The organism is Hymenobacter psychrotolerans DSM 18569 (genome assembly GCF_900142395.1).
Taxonomy (GTDB): Bacteria; Bacteroidota; Bacteroidia; order Cytophagales; family Hymenobacteraceae; genus Hymenobacter; species Hymenobacter psychrotolerans.
This window is the reverse complement of record NZ_FRAS01000011.1, coordinates 129,909-145,755: the sequence shown is the minus strand read 5'-3', so window position 1 is coordinate 145,755 and position 15,847 is coordinate 129,909. Positions and strand designations below refer to the sequence as shown.

9 protein-coding genes and 2 rRNA genes are annotated in these 15,847 nt (G+C 59.9%); 6 read left to right on the top strand and 5 right to left on the bottom strand.

All coding sequences use genetic code 11. The annotated features are described in order from the left end of the window. A 23S ribosomal RNA gene (locus BUE15_RS11750) occupies window positions 1-113 on the top strand; the annotation flags it as partial. Window positions 114-204: 91 nt separating this feature from the next. After that, window positions 205-316: ribosomal RNA gene (rrf, locus tag BUE15_RS11745) — 5S ribosomal RNA — on the top strand. 250 nt (window positions 317-566) lie between these two features. Here rrf and BUE15_RS11740 read toward each other — a convergent pair. The 5 genes from BUE15_RS11740 to BUE15_RS11720 all read right to left on the bottom strand — a co-directional run bounded on the left by BUE15_RS11740 (window position 567) and on the right by BUE15_RS11720 (window position 8,692). After that, window positions 567-1,850, bottom strand: coding sequence for a M16 family metallopeptidase (locus BUE15_RS11740; protein ID WP_073284971.1), 1,284 nt, complete (start codon window positions 1,848-1,850; stop codon window positions 567-569). A 10-nt stretch (window positions 1,851-1,860) separates the two neighbouring features. Then, window positions 1,861-3,072 carry a type IX secretion system outer membrane channel protein PorV gene (gene porV / locus BUE15_RS11735; protein WP_139252240.1) on the bottom strand — a complete coding sequence of 404 codons (1,212 nt, stop codon included), beginning with the start codon at window positions 3,070-3,072 and terminating at the stop codon, window positions 1,861-1,863. Window positions 3,073-3,119: 47 nt separating this feature from the next. Continuing rightward, complete coding sequence (porU, locus tag BUE15_RS11730; protein WP_073284968.1) at window positions 3,120-7,121, bottom strand: type IX secretion system sortase PorU; 4,002 nt, start codon at window positions 7,119-7,121, stop codon at window positions 3,120-3,122. Between the two features lie 134 nt (window positions 7,122-7,255). Further along, on the bottom strand, window positions 7,256-7,993 hold the full coding sequence (locus BUE15_RS11725; RefSeq protein WP_073284965.1) for a CDP-alcohol phosphatidyltransferase family protein: 738 nt from the start codon (window positions 7,991-7,993) through the stop codon (window positions 7,256-7,258). Between the two features lie 63 nt (window positions 7,994-8,056). Then, the gene (locus BUE15_RS11720) at window positions 8,057-8,692 is read right to left on the bottom strand and encodes an MBL fold metallo-hydrolase (RefSeq protein WP_073284963.1); all 636 of its coding nucleotides are present in this window, start codon (window positions 8,690-8,692) and stop codon (window positions 8,057-8,059) included. A gap of 166 nt (window positions 8,693-8,858) precedes the next feature. Here BUE15_RS11720 and BUE15_RS11715 point away from each other — a divergent pair, with 166 nt between their 5' ends. The 4 genes from BUE15_RS11715 to BUE15_RS11700 all read left to right on the top strand — a co-directional run bounded on the left by BUE15_RS11715 (window position 8,859) and on the right by BUE15_RS11700 (window position 15,776). Continuing rightward, window positions 8,859-9,956, top strand: a complete 1,098-nt coding sequence (locus BUE15_RS11715; protein ID WP_073284961.1) for an NAD(P)/FAD-dependent oxidoreductase — start codon at window positions 8,859-8,861, stop codon at window positions 9,954-9,956. Window positions 9,957-10,009: 53 nt separating this feature from the next. Continuing rightward, window positions 10,010-13,294, top strand: a complete 3,285-nt coding sequence (locus tag BUE15_RS11710) for a TolB-like translocation protein (protein WP_139252239.1) — start codon at window positions 10,010-10,012, stop codon at window positions 13,292-13,294. Between the two features lie 155 nt (window positions 13,295-13,449). Next, window positions 13,450-14,970, top strand: coding sequence for a T9SS type A sorting domain-containing protein (locus BUE15_RS11705; protein ID WP_073284959.1), 1,521 nt, complete (start codon window positions 13,450-13,452; stop codon window positions 14,968-14,970). Window positions 14,971-15,134: 164 nt separating this feature from the next. Next, a complete protein-coding gene (locus tag BUE15_RS11700; RefSeq protein ID WP_073284957.1) occupies window positions 15,135-15,776 on the top strand; it encodes a heme exporter protein CcmB in 642 nt (213 codons plus the stop codon). The last annotated feature ends 71 nt before the right edge of the window (window positions 15,777-15,847 follow it).

The window sequence follows — 15,847 nt, the reverse complement described above, 5'->3', positions numbered from 1 at the left end:
GATGAGATATCCGATAATAAGAGTCGTCGGAGACCACGACGTTGATAGGTCCTAGGTGTAGAGTCCGAAATGGCACAGCCGAGGGATACTAATGACTCGAACGCTTCTGTAGTACACCGCTCACCTCTTCCCGTTTTCTTTCTTGTCCTTGCGTCAACGTTTTGACAGTACTGCGTGCTCCTGGCAAGCAGGTACTGCACCAGTAATGGTGGCTTTAGCCCGGGTGTTCACCTCTTCCCATTCCGAACAGAGTCGTTAAGCCCCGGAGCGCCTATGGTACTGCCTTCACCGGTGGGAGAGTCGGTCGCCGCCAACCTTACTGTCTACGTGCTGCGGCCCCCGCTGCGTTGCTTCCCTCCCCGGGTAGCACGCGGCGGGGGCCGCGCTGCATAATACCCCCCCCACGCCGCCGGTGGGAGGGCACGGTGGGGAAGGCTGAATACTACTGTGTAAGTGGCAGCTGCAGTAATGTGACTAGAGCTTTCTACAAAATTACACGTATCACAAAAAGGGCTGCCGTTATGCAACGGCAGCCCTTTTTGTGATACGTGTAGCTGAGGGTGATATCAGGACTTGGGCCCAGATACTACCTCAATCATTGAGGTAGGAGACAAATACTCCTGCGCAAGAGCAAGCAGCTGTTGAGGGGTAGTGTGATTGACTTGCTCGATAAAGGTGCTGTAATAATCTAAGGGCAAGCCAAAGAAGACTATGCTTTTGTACTTGTCGCACTGCTCGAATACCGTACTGATTTCGTTGGCAAACTTACCAGTCATATAGTTTTTGACGGTTTGCAACTCATCATCTGGAATCAGTTCGTTTTGCAGTTGACGTAACTCATGATGAATTTCCTGAATAGCTGCATCTGCGCTGTTGGCGTTTACATCGGTGCCGATGATGAACGAACTGGCGTGTTCCCGGGGACTGGTACTGGAGTAGATGCCGTAGGTAAAACCTTTGTCTTCCCGGATGTTCTTCATCAGGCGTGATCCAAAGTAGCCGCCCAGCACTTTCACCAAAACCTGCAACTGGTGGCCGGAAGGGTGGCTTGGCGTAGGCCACAGCCGTCCGATACGTAATGATGCCTGAAGACTATCAGACACGGATACATAATCGTGGGTGGGACCCGTTACGGGGTCTGCTGAAAGATGGGTAGGAGCCGGCGGTGCACTGCTGTGCGAAGGCTGGCCGAGAAGCTCTGATACCAAAGCCTCATGCTCGTGAGGAATATCACCGCAGAGGAAAATTTCTGCCTGACTAAGAGAATAGTTGCTCAGATAATATGCTTCAACGGCCGACTTCGGAAGCCGCGCAAAGCTATGCTCATCGAATACGTTGCCGTATGGGTACTGCGTGCCGTACAGGTTGCGGGAGAACCGCTCGGAAGCCAGGTAGCTGGTCTTTTGCCGCTCCACTCGCACATTCTGGATGGTGCGGGTCTTGAGTTGCTCCAGTTCAGGAGCTGGGAAGGTAGAGGCGGTTATTACGTCCTGTACCAGCGGAAGCAGCTTTGGCAAATGGCGCGTCAGGCAATACAGAGTGAGGGTAGCTCTATCGAAGCCCTGCTCACATTCGAGGGAAGCGCCGTAGAAGGCTACTTCATCAGCTATCTGGCGGGCGGTGCGCGTGGCAGTGCCTTCCAACATCATACGGGCCGTGAGCAGTGAAATGCCAGGCGCAGGCTCGTACCATTTGCCGGCTTTAAATACTACCTGCAGCCGTACCACGGGCTGCGCCTCATTGCGGAGAATATGGAGTCGGGCTCCGTTAGGGAGCGAAAACACGTCAGCCGCGGGCAGCGTTACACTGGCCAGCGGCTGAACGGGAGGAGCGACTTGACGGTCGAGCATCAGGGGAAAATTAGTTGATAGGGGCGTCGGAGTTTCCGTCGCCGAAGGCTTCTTCGAGTTTGTTGAAGTTAAAGTGCAACGATACCCGAATGGTTTGGGCCAGCGGATTAGCGCGGGAGTTGGGCACCAGGTAAGCGCCATCGACACCGAACACCTGATAGCGCACGCCAAGGCCGAAGCTGAGGTATTGCCGGTTCCCTTTTACGGGCGACTCGTAGAAATAGCCAACGCGGGCCATCAGCAGGTCGTTGTAGGTATACTCTACGCCCGATGAGATATTGATTTCTTTTAACTCCTCGCTGAAGCCTCCAGGAGCGTCGCTGAAGGAGCCCAGGGCTGCGCCTACTACGCCTTTGTTGCGGCGGCTCAGGTTTTCAGCATCTCTGCGGCGTATGTAATCAGCATCAGAGGCCAGTGCTCCCTCCTCATAATAAGGAGTGGGTGTAAGCAGCTTGGCGCCGTCAACTGTCAGTGTCAGTCTGTTGTAGGCGTCCAGCTCCCGTGTGAAAGCAAACCCCAGCTTCAAACGCGTTGGCAGGAAGTCAGCCTGGTTGGCGTTGGTGTAGGTGATTTTGTTGCCGATGTTGGTGATAGTAGCCCCCAGGCCCAGGTTATAATCCGACGCCCCGATGGACAGGTCCTTGTTGTAGTAGGCCCCCAGGTCGACGGCGGCCGCGTTGCCGGGACGTGAGTCGGAGCCGCTGCTGTTGCCGGTAAGGTTGGAGCGGATGTAGCGGGCCGCTACGCCTACCCCGAAGTTGTCAGTCAGTTTCTGCCCGTAGGCTACGCTGAAGGCATATTCCTTAGGATTGTAGTCGCCTTTTGATACGTTGAAATCGTCACGGTAAGAAATGGTGCCGAGGTCGAAGTACATCAGCGAAGCCGAAATGGCGGAACGCTGCCCGATTTTGGCGACACCGGAAAGGTAAGCCAGCCCCATGTCGTCGGTGACGCTGCGCAGCCACGGCGAGTACGAGGGCGACACGCTGTACTGCGTATTGATGAAGCCCAGCTTGCCGGCGTTGTGGTAGCCGGCGTTGGCGTCAGGCGAGGTTGCTACTCCAGCCTCACCGAGCGCGGCTGCCCGTGAGTCAGGGCTGATGGTAAGGATGGGAACGGCCGTGGTGAGCGTGTTCGGGTCGGTCTGGGCAGTAGCCAACAACGGAAAACCGATACATCCGGAAAGCAACGCAAAGCGCACGGGCAGTTTCAGAGGGGTCATAGAGAAGGGTAGGTGAGGAACAAGGAAGGTAGGCGAAAAAAGCCTTATTAGTTCAGAATGACCAGTTTTTCGAATTTGGAGGTAGTCGACTTGTCGTTTTGGGAACGGACGCTGACGCGGTACACATACACGCCACGGGCTAACTGGTCGTTGAATTCGTCGCGGCCATTCCAGGAAAGCGTGCCATCGTTGTAGTTGGCGGGCACGTGTGAGGCGCCACTGCTGACGGTGGTTTGCAGCGTGCGAACCAGCCGGCCCGATACCGTGAAGATCTGGACCTGCACGTCCAGCACGTCGTTCGGGCGGTTGTGGTCGAAGTGGAAAGTGGTGTTGGAGGCGAAGGGGTTCGGGTAGTTCAGCACATGGCTCAGCGCCAGCTTGTCGGTGGTGGCGGCAATGAACTCGATGTCGCGGACGGCTGAGTTGTTGTAGGTATCCCAGGCTTTCAGATGCAGCACGTGCGGGCCGGTGCTCAGGTCTTTAAAACCGTAGTTGACGGTGCCTTCCTTGAAATTATCGGTTTTGGCAGTGTAGAACGAGTTGAGCACCGTGAGTTGGGTTGGGTCGTTGTCGAGCGTAGCCGTGATTTCGTGGCCGATGCCTGAGCCGGTGGTGTTGATGCCGCTTTCATCAAACAGCTGGGCAATAAGTGTGGGGCTAGGGCTGGTGAGGCCCCCGAAAACGAACTTCTCATTGTCCATGAACAGCGTGATACGGGGCGGAATCGTGTCAGCCTGCGTAACGGTGCTGGCGTCGCCTACGGGCACGCTGCGGTAGCCGTGCGCATCAATGACCGTCCCGGAGTTGTTAGCGGCGTACAGGCTGACCTTGCCCAGGCCTACGTTGTAGTTGATGTCGCGTGGCACTACAAACTGCACCGTGAAGCGGCCGTTCGTGACGGTAGCCTGCCCGTCGTAAATCACGTTTTCCTGCACCGGGATATTCAGCTGGATATCATCAGGGGAAGTAGCCAGCGTACGGACGGTAGAGGGTTTCTCATAGACCGTTACCTGAGCCAAACCGGAAAAGGCCGTATTGACAGGGGAAGTTTCGGTGGTTGTGGTGCGTACCGAACCGGAAAGCCGGACAACAGCCAGCGCCCTCAGGGTGTCGATGCTGGTAGTCGTTGCTGGCTTGCCGTTAATGGAGTCGAGGACCATGGCTACGTCCGGGCGGGCAAGGCGGGCGCTAGGGTCGCCGAGGAGCACATAGTTGCGGTTGAGGACGCTTGCTCCTTCATTTTTGGAGAAGCGAGTGGCGTCTCCTAGCCGCGTAGGTAATCCACTACGCAGAGTGAGAACAGAATCTAAGAAAGGGGGAACGAGCTCAGGAGCGGAGGTACTGAAGACCAGGCGAGTAGTGGTATAGAGGCCTATAGCTCCGGCCTGTGTATCGGTGAACAGCATTTCGCCGGCCGAGGTGCGTTCAGGGTCATCGTAGGTGCTGAAGTCGCAGGTGCCGGTTACCATGAAGGCGAGCTTGTCGCGGTTACGCAGATTCGTGACTGTAGCTTTAGTCAGAATCTCCTCCTGCGCCAGGCTGGTTGGCCCGCCGTGCCCATTGTAGTTGATAATGAGGGAGCCCTGCTCGAACGATTCATCCACGGCGCGGTTGCAGTCCGGCGACTTTTCACCACCGGCGGCATTCACCTGCGGGTACATATCCAGGTAAACTTTGCGAATGTTGAAAGCTGGATTATGACGCTCTATCCGGGCTGAAAATGGCTCAGCGGCAGACGTGACGTGCAAGCTGCCATCCTGGTCGTCGGCGACAAAGGTGACGCGGTTGCGCCATTTGCCGGTAGCCGGCCGCGAGTCGTAGGCAATAAGCTTGTTGACTATTTCCGTTGCCTGAGCCGCAGAATAGGGATTGTCCGGAAGTGCCCGTACTGGCAGGCGGCCTACGGCTACATCCATCAGCTCCCCTGGGCCGCCGCCTTCGCTCCATTCACCTTCACTTTCATCCAGAATGCCAAAGTAGTCGTCGGAACAGAAAGTCTGAGGACCATAGCCATTGGTGCGGCCATAAATCGGCGCAAACGACTCTCTTGACTCATAGGTTGGAACGTAGTTCTGCGCAATGGCATCGGCTCTGCCGGGAGAACGTTTTGACCACCAGTCGGTGGGTAGGTTCGCAAGGTTGTTGAGGTTGCTGGGCTTCGATTTGTAGTCGTAGGACGCATCGCCAAAGAGCAGCAGATACTGGTTGCGGCTGGGGGTATCGCGCTGGTCGTACACCATCTTCATCATGTCGCGGATAGCCGATACGTCCTGACTACCGCCACCAAATTCGTTGTACACCTGTGTGGTCGTCACGACGGCTACTTTCAGCCCATCGTGCGTGGTGCGCCAGTTGGCGAGGCGCTGCGCTTCCGTGCGAAACATCGGGTGCGTCACAATCACCATATCCAGGTCGCGGCCCGGGTTCAGGGTGCCATGCAGGTCCTGGTTGGCCACCCGCCCGAAGCTACGAGGCGCCGGAAAGGAGCCGGCGGGATTCAATGCCACAAACTCCCGCAGCGAATCGGTAGAAGCAACGAAAGTGCCGCCACTGCCTAGCGCATAGGAAAGAGGGCGGCGTGGGTTCGTTACTTCCCACACTTGGGTGGTTGCAGCAGCGCCAGCCAGCACAAACGGGCTGACCGCCCCGGCGCGCAGGTTGTTGAAAGAGCGGAATTCAAGCTCCGGGCCAGTTAGCCGCAGAGGGCGTTCCGCGTGCACTTCCAGATAGTCCAGGTAGCCTTTGGCCGTGGAGCCACCCGAATACGTGAGGCCAATATTCAGGGCCGAAGTGCTGGCCGCCGGTATCACGGAGAAAGTCTGGAGGCTGGTAGCGGCGTACTCCGGGTGGTCCCAGTCCGAAATTCCAGGCAGCAACTGTACCGGCAGAGCGGTGCCGTTGGCCGTAAGGCGGAAGAAGTGTGAGTCGGTGGAGTTAGTGGTGCCGGCCACCGAAGAGGTAATCTGCACCGCAGAGCCCGGCACAAGGTCAGTGAGGCCAGTATCAAAAAACTGTGGCGCACCGGGGTTGAATCCTTCGCCCAGCCACACCCGGCCCGATTTAGCCAGGTTCACCAGTTCCCGCTCCCAGAACCAGCGGGCTGTGTACTGCGAAATAGCAGGCGAGTTAGCCGCCCCAGCGCTCGGGGCGGCAGTTATCCGGCGGCCCGTGCGCGGCGGCGCGGCCAGCGTTACGAAATAGTAAGCCGTATCGGAGTAGATATTCTGAACGTGGCGGAAACGGCGGGCATTGGGCGTTGTTTCGGGCTCCCACACGTGCGGCCCCCGGGCGTAGAACAGGAAATACTCGTTGGCATCTAGCCTGTCGTTGTTGTCGCCGGAGAAGTACACGGCGTTTTCCACCAGGTCGTCGGGGCGGCGCGTGCTGATGGCTTGCGGCAACATGCCGGTGGCGTTGCCGAAAATCTGCAGGCGGCTGGGGTCGAGGCTCTGCACGTCAAAGCCCATCGAAGCCAGCGTGCTCCGGTCGAGCTTGAAGATGCCGCTCCGGTCGACACCTACTTTATACCAGGTGCCGGAAGCAAGCACCGAGCGGGATGCATACGTAATTTGCTGGCCCCGTCGCACCACAGGCGGGCCAGAAATGTAGCTGTACTCAAAGGAAATTAGCTTTTCTACCTGCCCGCTCTGCGGGCTGCGGCGCATGGCAGGTACCAGCACCAGTGTAACAGGCTGGCCTTTCTCGGTACGCTCAAATACCTCGGGGGCCGTATCGGCTGTGGGCTTAAAGTCGCGGAGCAGCGCCGCCTCGGCCGGAGAAAAGGCTGCATATACGGCATTCCGTACCTGGCCTTCTGCCACGGTGCCGGGCACCTGGACTACCGCGTAGCCCTGCAGGGAGCCGCTACGATGCTGAATGCCCCGGAACGTAGGCACCCGGTGAATGCGGCGGTCTGGGCCCGGAACTTCGCCGGTGCCGGCCCAGGCTAGCTCTTTCTTCACCGAGCGGCGGCCATCCTGAGCCCAGCCCGGAGAAGACAAACCCAGCAACAGACAGCACGAAGCCACCAGAAGCGTAAAGTAGCGCATAAAGATGTTGGTCTATAGAGAAGTCAGAAAAGCCGTCGGTGCAGTGCAACAAGCCAGAACCGGCAACGGTTCATTGCCAGTTGTTTAGTTTAACTTCCTGAGCAGGCAAATATTGTGGGGCCAGGCCGCAAAAATCATCCCACAGATGGCCGCAGCACCGACAGCAGCACGTACAGCAGCACGATAAGCGGAATGGCAGCCGCGTGCAGGCCGATTAACAACCCCACCGACAGCAGCAAAAACACGAAGCGCAAGGAGTTGTCCTGCCAGCGCAGGTTCTTGAACTTGAGAGCGAAAAGCGGGATTTCAGCCACCAGCAGGCCCGAAAGCAGCACGGTCAGGCCCAGCAGCACCCACGGGTTCAGGACGATGCCGGTAACGCCGAACGAGTCGTTAGCCAGAATAAGCGGAAGCGACGCTACCAGCAGTGTGCAGGCCGGCGTCGGCAGGCCAATAAAGGAATCAGACTGGCGGGTATCGTTGTTGAACTTGGCCAGCCGCAGCGCCGAGAAGATGCTGACCGTAAAAGCCAGATAGGCCAGTACGCCTGGTAAGTCCGCCGCCGGCAAAACCTGCTGCAGCAGCTTAAACAGAATAGCGCCCGGTACTACTCCGAAAGAAACCATATCAGCCAGCGAATCGAGGTCTTTGCCAATAGGAGAGGACACGTGCAGCGCCCGCGCCACCAGCCCATCGAAAAAGTCGGCTACGGCGGCTATGCCAACCAGGTAAGCTGCCTCCACCAAGGGGTGCCAGATATCGGGAGAAGCGGCCAGGGCCTTAGCCGGATCATACGCCAGAATAATGCTCAGGGCCACGCAGCCGCACAGCAGGTTCAGGCAGGTCAGCGCGTTGGGAATGTGTTTTTTCAAGTGTTGAGAAACTTATAGGCGTAAGGTGTGCAGCACAGGCCGGGCCAGCCGGAGCCCGGAAAGTTAGTTCAGGAACGGATTGGAGCGGCGCTCAGCCCCGATGGTAGTGGCCGGGCCATGGCCGGGGTACACCGTCACCTCATCGGGTAGGGTGAGCAGCTGCGTTTTGATGCTGCTGATAAGCGTGGCATAGTCGCCGCCGGGCAAATCGGTGCGTCCGATGCTTTGCTGAAACAGCACGTCGCCGCCGATAACGGTTTGGGTGGGGGCATGGTAGAACACCACGTGGCCAGGCGCGTGGCCGGGCGCAAAACGCACTTCCAGCTCGGTTTCCCCGAAGCGTACCGGCGTGCCGGGCGTCAGAAATCCGGTGGGCTCGGCCGGGGAGTAGCGCGGAAATCCGTAGCTGGGAGCATATGTCGGCACGGCCCGCAGCGTGGCCAGGTCGGCTTCGTGAATCAGGAACGGCACCTTATAAGTGTCCACGATAAACTGGTTGCCGAACACGTGGTCGATATGGCAATGTGTGTTTAGCAGCAGCACTACCTGCAGCCCGTTGGCCGCCACAAACTGCTGCAGCGCCTGCTGCTCGGCCGGCTCGTAGCAGCCGGGGTCTACCACTACGCACTGGCCGGTGGCATCGTGCAGCAGGTAGGTATTTTCGGAAAAGGCGTTGAAGGTGAAGCCGGAAACGGTCATGCGAAGAGGAAAAAAGAAAAGCCGGCCGCGGCCGGCGGGAACCGGGTGGTAAGTTACGAGTCTTATTGTTGTGGAAAGGCGCCGCGCTGCCACCTTCCGTAGCGCATCGGAGTCCTTGCAGCTCGCGGAATGTTGTTGCGCGTTTCCGCTTACCTTGCCAGCCATCATGCAAGAATACGACTACCTGCTTCTGGGCCACGGCATAGCCGGCGCTACACTGGCGTGGGAGCTGCGCCGCCGCGGCCGCCGGGTGCTGGTGCTGGATGCGTCCAATCCTTCTTCTGCCTCCAATGTGGCCGCCGGCCTGATGAACCCCGTGGCCGGCAAACGGTTTGCGCTGGCCTGGCGCGCCGACGAGCTGCTGACGGCGGCCGGCCAGCTCTACGGCGAAATGGAAACGCACTTCAACGAGCAGTTTTTCGTGCAGCTGCCCATCTGGAAGCTGTTTTCGTCGGTGGCGGAGCAGAATACCATGCTGGCCCGCAGCGCCGACCAGCCCTGGCAGGATTTCGTGCAGGATGCGGGCGCTGAGCTACCCGAAATGCCCGGCGTGCTGAACGAATTTGGCGGGCTGCGCATCCGGCGCGGCGGCTACGTACGGCTGCGCGAATTGCTGGCGGCTCTCACGGCAGAGGCGCTGAAAAATGGGACGCTGCAGCACGAAACTTTTGACTGGCAGCAACTCGTTACCGGCCCGGCGGGAATTACGTATGCAGGGCGTGTGCACGCGCGGCAGCTGGTCTGCTGCGAGGGTGCCGCCGCTACACAAAACCCGTTTTTTCATTGGTTGCCCCTGACGCCTAACCAAGGCGAAGTGCTGGATGTTGAGTGTGCAGGCCTTTCGCCGGCGCAGGTGCTCAACAAAGGTGCGTATGTGGTGCCGCTCAGCGAAGGGCAGTTCAGGGTAGGAGCCACCTACCGCTGGCCGCCGTTTGCCGAAGGCACAACCCTCGCCGCCCGCACCGAGCTAAGCCAGCGCCTGGCCGCTACCACCAGCCTGCCCTTTGTGGTGCGCGACCAGCGTGCCGGAGTCCGGCCCGCCGTGCGCGACCGGAAACCGCTGCTGGGCCAGCATCCGGAAGTGCCGGTAGTGAGTATCTTCAATGGCTTCGGCTCGAAAGGCGTGATGCTGGCTCCGCGGTTGGCTGCCCTACTCGCCGACCATCTGGAACACCCGGAGGCGGAGTTGTGGCCCGAGGTCAATATTAAGCGCTACCAAGCGTTGTATCAGGCGGCTCCCGCAGTCGTCGGTTTTTCATCCTGAACACACGACGGCCCGGCGCAAGGCGGGCCGCCTTTGGCTTACTGATCTTTGCTATGAAGCACGTATCCTTTTTTCGGTGGTTAGGGGCAGAGCGCCGTCCGGTGCTGGGTGCCGCGCTACTGCTGCTGCTGGCGGGCGGAGCCGCACAGGCCCAGACGTCGCAGGAAGCCTTTGGCCGGGTCCGCATTCAGTATAAAAAGTTCGACTGGCAGCTGCTCAGCACCCAGAATTTCAACATTTACTATTATGGCGGCGGCGACGTAGCGGCCCGGCGCGCCGCCGAATACGCGGAAAAGGAGCTGCAGCGCATTACAGGGCTGGTCGGCTACTACCCGTATTCCAAAACTACGATGATGCTCTACAACTCCGTCGGCGACCTGCGGCAGAGCAACATCGGGCTGGACCAAGACAAGTACCAGACCGGCGGCGAAACCGACCTGCTGCGTATGAGCAAGGTGCAGATTGCCTTCCAGGGCCAGCAGACGCAGTTTAAGCGCGACCTGAGCTACCAGGTAACGCGGGTGCTGCTCAACGACATGATGTATGGCGGCTCGCTGAAGGAAGTTATCCAGAGCACCTACCTGCTGCAGCTGCCCGACTGGTTTGTGAGCGGCGCCTCGGCGTATGCGGCCGAGGGCTGGAGCGTGGAAATGGACGACTACATGCGCGACATGACCCAGCAGTACGAGGGCAACCGCACTGCTCCGTTCTTCCTGCGCAATCCGCAGCTAGCCGGCCAGAGCCTCTGGAACTACATTGCGGAGCGTTACGGCTACACTTCCGTCCAGAATATTCTCAACCTGACGCGCATCACCCGCGACGTGGAAGTAGGCATCAGCTCCTCGCTGAATGTGCCCTATAAAGTGTTTCTGCGCGACTGGCTGGCCTACTACCGCCAGCTGAACGCCCAGCCGCAGACGCCTTTCACGGACGTTGACGACGCGCGGGCCCTCACCGGCAACAACCGCAAAAACATCCAGTATTCGCAGCCGGTGCTGAGCCCCAACGGGCAGCAGCTGGCCTACGTCAGCAACGACCGGGGCCGCTACCGCGTGCTGGTGGCCAACCGCGACGGTTCCGGCCGGCGCAGCATACACCGCGGCGGCTACAAAACCCCCGGCCAGCAGGTTGAAACCCGCCTGCCCGTACTAGCGTGGCGCGGCAACGGCCAGGTAGCTGTGGCGGAAGTGGAGAAAGGCCTGATGACGCTCCGCCTGCGGGCCGCCGACGGCGGTGCTTCCGGGCTGTTTGCGCGGCTCGGCGAGGCCCTTCCGTTCGGCCGCGACAAAGGCTCCACCATTTTCGAACCGTTTCAGCAGGTGCTGGATCTGAGCTACTCGCCCGATGGCAAGTCGCTGGTATTCACGGGCGTAGCTAACGGCCAGGGCGACCTGTACGTGCTGCGGGCCGGCAGCCGGCGCCCCGAAAAGCTGACCAACGACGTGTTCGACGATGTGCAGCCCGCGTTTTTGCCCGGTGGCAGCGCCATCGTGTTCAGCTCCAACCGTTGGCTCGATTCGGCCGGCACTGCTCGCGGCAACTTTGCGGGCGTAGTGAACAATTACGACCTGTTTCTGTACCACCTCGACGGGCGCGTACAGCCCGTGGAAACGCTGGTAAGCACGATTTCCAACGAAGGCCGCCCGCGGGCTATTTCGGATGAGGAAATTGTATATCTGGGGGAGGAAAGCGGGGTCCGCAGCGCCTACCGCTACTCGTTGCGTACCAAGCAGCGCACGGCCATCAGCAGCTTCCGCACCAACCTCAAAGACTTCGACTACAGCGCCGCCAGCAGCACGCTGGGCTTTGTGGCCGCCGACCGGGGCCGCGACTACGTGTATCTCTACCCGAATTACGCGCTGCCCGACAATCTGACGCTGGCCAAAACGGCGCGGCAGGAAACGCTGGAAGACCGCTCGAAGCCGGTGGTGTCGCCGGTAGTGCCGATACTAGTGCCTTCCGGCGAGCCCGCTCCGACGGTTCCGGAAACGCAGAACCAGCAGGCTGCGCAACCTTCAACCCGGCCAACCAACACGCCCATCAACACCAGCGACTACCAGTTTGACGAGGATTTGCCCGCCGACCGCACCGCGTCTACGCGCCGCAGCCGCACCACGCCGGTAGTAGCCGCGCCGGTGGCTTCGGCTCCGCTGGCTGCTGCCCAGGCGCCCGCCGGCCCTTTCAACTACGACACCCGCTTCAGCATTGACAATGTGGTGTCGTCGCTGTATTCGGACCCGTTTCTGGGGCTGGGACTGATTGCGCAGGTGAACATGTCCGACCTGTTTGAAAACCACCGTTTCCGGGGCGGCATCTTCGCCCTCACGGACCTGCGTACCAGCAACATCTTCGCCGAATACACCAACCTGAAGCGCCGCTACGACTGGAGCATCCGCTACGATAAGCAGGCCTATTTCTTTGATGTGCGGGGCGCGGGGCGGCTGCGCTACGCCCGGCATGCCATTTCGCCCACCATTGCTTACCCACTTACGCACAACCTGAGCGTGCGCGGCGGCCCGCGCTTCGTGACGGTGTCGCGCAACGTGTTCGATGAGCTGTCGGGGGCCCTGGATGCCGACCGGCAGTATCTGGGCGTGAACGGGGAGCTGGTGTTCGACAACGCCGTGACGACGGGCGTGAACATGCTGGAAGGAACCCGCATGAAAATCGGGATGCTGAAGCTCAACAGCCTGAACGACAACGGCCAGGATTTCGGGAAAATCTACATCGACCTGCGCCACTACCAGAAGATTCACCGCCAGATTATCTGGGCTAACCGGGCCAGCTACGGGCAGTTTATCGGGCAGCAGAAGCAGACGTTCCGGCTGGGCGGCATGGACAACTGGATCAACTATGACTACCAGGACGGCCAGTTCCTGAATACTTCCGGCCCGTTCTACGATCCGACGGAAGTGTTCTACCAGCAGTTCGTGACCAACCTGCGCGGTTTCGACTACAGCAAGCGCACGGGGCCGCGCTACGTCCTGTTCAACTCCGAGCTGCGGGTGCCGATTGTGCAGTATCTGTCGAACAAGCCGATTTATTCGGGCTTCTTCCGCAATCTGCAGCTCACAGCCTTCGGCGACGCCGGCACGGCGTATTCCGGCAATAACCCCTTCAATGAGAACAACTCGTTCAACACGCAGGTAGTGGGCGGCGTCGGCAATGCTTTTTCGGCGACGGTCATCAACTTCCGCAATCCTATGCTGATTGGCTATGGCTTTGGGGTGCGCACCACGCTGCTGGGCTTCTACGGCAAGGCCGACCTGGCCTGGGGGCAGGAAGACTACGTGCAGAAAGGCCCGAAATTCTACCTGACGCTGGGGTATGACTTCTAATTGTTGTTGGTTGGTAGTTGCTTGTTTCGTTCTGACAACAACCAACTACCAACCAACAACTATAAACTGACATAAAAAGCCACCCGGGCAACCCGGGTGGCTTTTTTACGTCGTGTAGAGCTACCTTCCTTTCTCATTTCTCACACACTGCTGCTATGAAAAAGACCTTACTCGCTTTGCTGCTGACCTGGCTGGCCACGCCTGCACTGCGCTCCGAAGCTCAGTACAGCACGCCCGGCACCGGGCAGCGCTACACGCTCACGCAGCTGGCCGCGGCCTCGGGCGGCTACGTCACGCAGATGGCCGGCACCTGGACCATCACCGACACCATTCGGCTGGCGCCCACCGATACGCTCAGCATCACGACCAACGAAACCATTCGGGTAGCCGACCGCGCGTTGGTGAGCGTGGATGGCGTGCTGCGTATCACGCCGCCCGACTCTGTGGTGTTTACGGCCCAGAACACGGCTGCTCCCTGGATGGGCATGCAGCTAAGTGCCACCAGCAACGGCTCGGTGCTGCGCCGCACCGTAATTGAGCGTGGTGGGGGCGTGCGGGTAGTAGATGCCACGGTGGAATTTTCGGACTGCACTTTCCGCAGCAACCTCTCCACGGTAGGCGGCCGCCTGACCAACAGCGCCGGGCTGGCACTGTCCGGCAACCGGGCGCTGGTGCAGCGCTGCCGTTTCGTGCGCAATGCCCGGGCGGGCATCAACTCGCCGTCCAACCGCCCCACGTCGCCTACCATCCAAGACTGCATTTTCTGGCACAACGACACCGAAAACGGCAATTATCCGCAGGTGAACCTGGGCACCGGCAACCCGGCCCAGCCCATTCTGATTGAGCGGTGCCTGGTGGTGGGCAACCCGGCCACCAATATGGCCGGCGGCATTGGCGTATCGAACCTGCTGGGCGGCGGCGGGGTGACGCGGGTCATTATCCGGCGGAACACGGTGCGCAACAACCGCTACGGCATTGCCGTCATCGGCTCCAGCATTTCGAGCTACGTGACGGGCAACATCGTGGAAAACAACAACACCAACCCCAACGCTGCGACTGGCGGCAGTGGCCTCAACTTCCAGGGCAACCAGACCCAGACCGGCGTGGTAAGCCGCAACGTGGTGACCGGCAACCTGTGGGGCGTAACGATTCTGCGGACCGGCACCGTGGGCAGCCCGGCCGTCAGCTTCGGCAACCCCGGCGGCACCGATACCACGGATGTGGGCCGCAACCGGTTTGTGAACAACAGCAACGGCGGGCAGATCTACGACTTCTACAACAACGGCCCTGACGCCATAACTGCCAAAAACAACGATTGGGGCTCGGCTTCGGCCGCCGTTATCGAAACCCACATCTTCCACCAGCCCGACCAGTCGGCGCTGGGCTTCGTGACGTTTGAGCCCTTCCTGCAGCCGCTGGCTACAAAGGCCCCGGCGCTGCTGGGCGTGCAGGCCTATCCTAACCCCGCGCACGCCGGCGTTACGTTCCGGGTGCCGGGCACCGGGGCCGTGGAGCTGCAGCTGCTGGATGCGCTGGGCCGCGCCGTAGCTACTCGTAGCGCTATGCCAGCGGGCGGACAGGTGGCGCTGGATGTGCGTGCGGTAGCGCCGGGCCTGTATGCCTACCGCCTCACGCAGGCCGGCGCCGTGGCCAATGGCAAGCTGCTGGTAGAGTAAAATATCTTCCGATCCTGAATAAATACAAGAGCGCCGTGGCCTGACAGGCTGCGGCGCTTTTGCGTTTGGCCGGAGGCCTGCTAATCCCGGAGTTGGGTTGTATCTTTGCGGTCCTGTTCACCAGCCCTGTTGCCGTGTTGCTCCTTCGTGAGATTTGGACATTGATGCTCAAAGACTTCCGCCTCGAATGGCGGCAGCGCGCGGCTCTCAACGGCATGCTGCTCTACGTGGGCAGCACGGTATTCGTCTGTTACCTGAGCTTCTCATTGCGCGGCGGCATTCCGCCCGCGCCGGCCTGGAACGCCCTGTTCTGGATCATTCTGCTCTTCTCGGCCGTGAATGCCGTGGCCAAAGGCTTCCTGCAGGAAAGCCGGGGCCGCATGCTCTACTACTACACGCTGGTGCGGCCCCAGGCCGTGATTCTGGCCAAAATAGCCTACAACGCGCTATTGTTGCTGGGGCTGGCATTAGTCGGGCTGGGGCTATACCTCGTGATTCTGGGCAACCCCGTGCAAAACGTGCCGCTGTTTGTGGGCAATGTGGCGCTGGGCGCCCTGGGCTTTGCTTCTACGCTCACGCTGGTATCCGGCATTGCGGCCAAGGCGGCTAATTCCAACACCCTCATGGCCGTGCTGGGCTTCCCGCTCATGATTCCGATGCTGCTGCTGCTCATCAAAGTATCCAAAAACGCCATGGACGGGCTCGAATTCGAGGCCAGCCAAAGCTCCCTGCTCACGCTGGTGGCCCTGAACATGATTGTGGCGGCCGTGTCATACGTGTTGTTTCCTTTTCTCTGGCGCTCCTGAGCCCCGCTACGGACGGCCGGCATTCTTCTGATTCCTGAAAATCTTCTTCACCTCACTACTGGTTAGTCAAC

What these genes read in the sequence shown, in the direction of transcription:
- BUE15_RS11740 (WP_073284971.1), bottom strand. Translation starts at nt 1,850, where the DNA reads ATGCTCGACCGTCAAGTCGCTCCTCCCGTTCAGCCGCTGGCCAGTGTA.
- porV (WP_139252240.1), bottom strand. Translation starts at nt 3,072, where the DNA reads ATGACCCCTCTGAAACTGCCCGTGCGCTTTGCGTTGCTTTCCGGATGT.
- porU (WP_073284968.1), bottom strand. Translation starts at nt 7,121, where the DNA reads ATGCGCTACTTTACGCTTCTGGTGGCTTCGTGCTGTCTGTTGCTGGGT.
- BUE15_RS11720 (WP_073284963.1), bottom strand. Translation starts at nt 8,692, where the DNA reads ATGACCGTTTCCGGCTTCACCTTCAACGCCTTTTCCGAAAATACCTAC.
- BUE15_RS11715 (WP_073284961.1), top strand. Translation starts at nt 8,859, where the DNA reads ATGCAAGAATACGACTACCTGCTTCTGGGCCACGGCATAGCCGGCGCT.
- BUE15_RS11710 (WP_139252239.1), top strand. Translation starts at nt 10,010, where the DNA reads ATGAAGCACGTATCCTTTTTTCGGTGGTTAGGGGCAGAGCGCCGTCCG.
- BUE15_RS11705 (WP_073284959.1), top strand. Translation starts at nt 13,450, where the DNA reads ATGAAAAAGACCTTACTCGCTTTGCTGCTGACCTGGCTGGCCACGCCT.
- BUE15_RS11700 (WP_073284957.1), top strand. Translation starts at nt 15,135, where the DNA reads ATGCTCAAAGACTTCCGCCTCGAATGGCGGCAGCGCGCGGCTCTCAAC.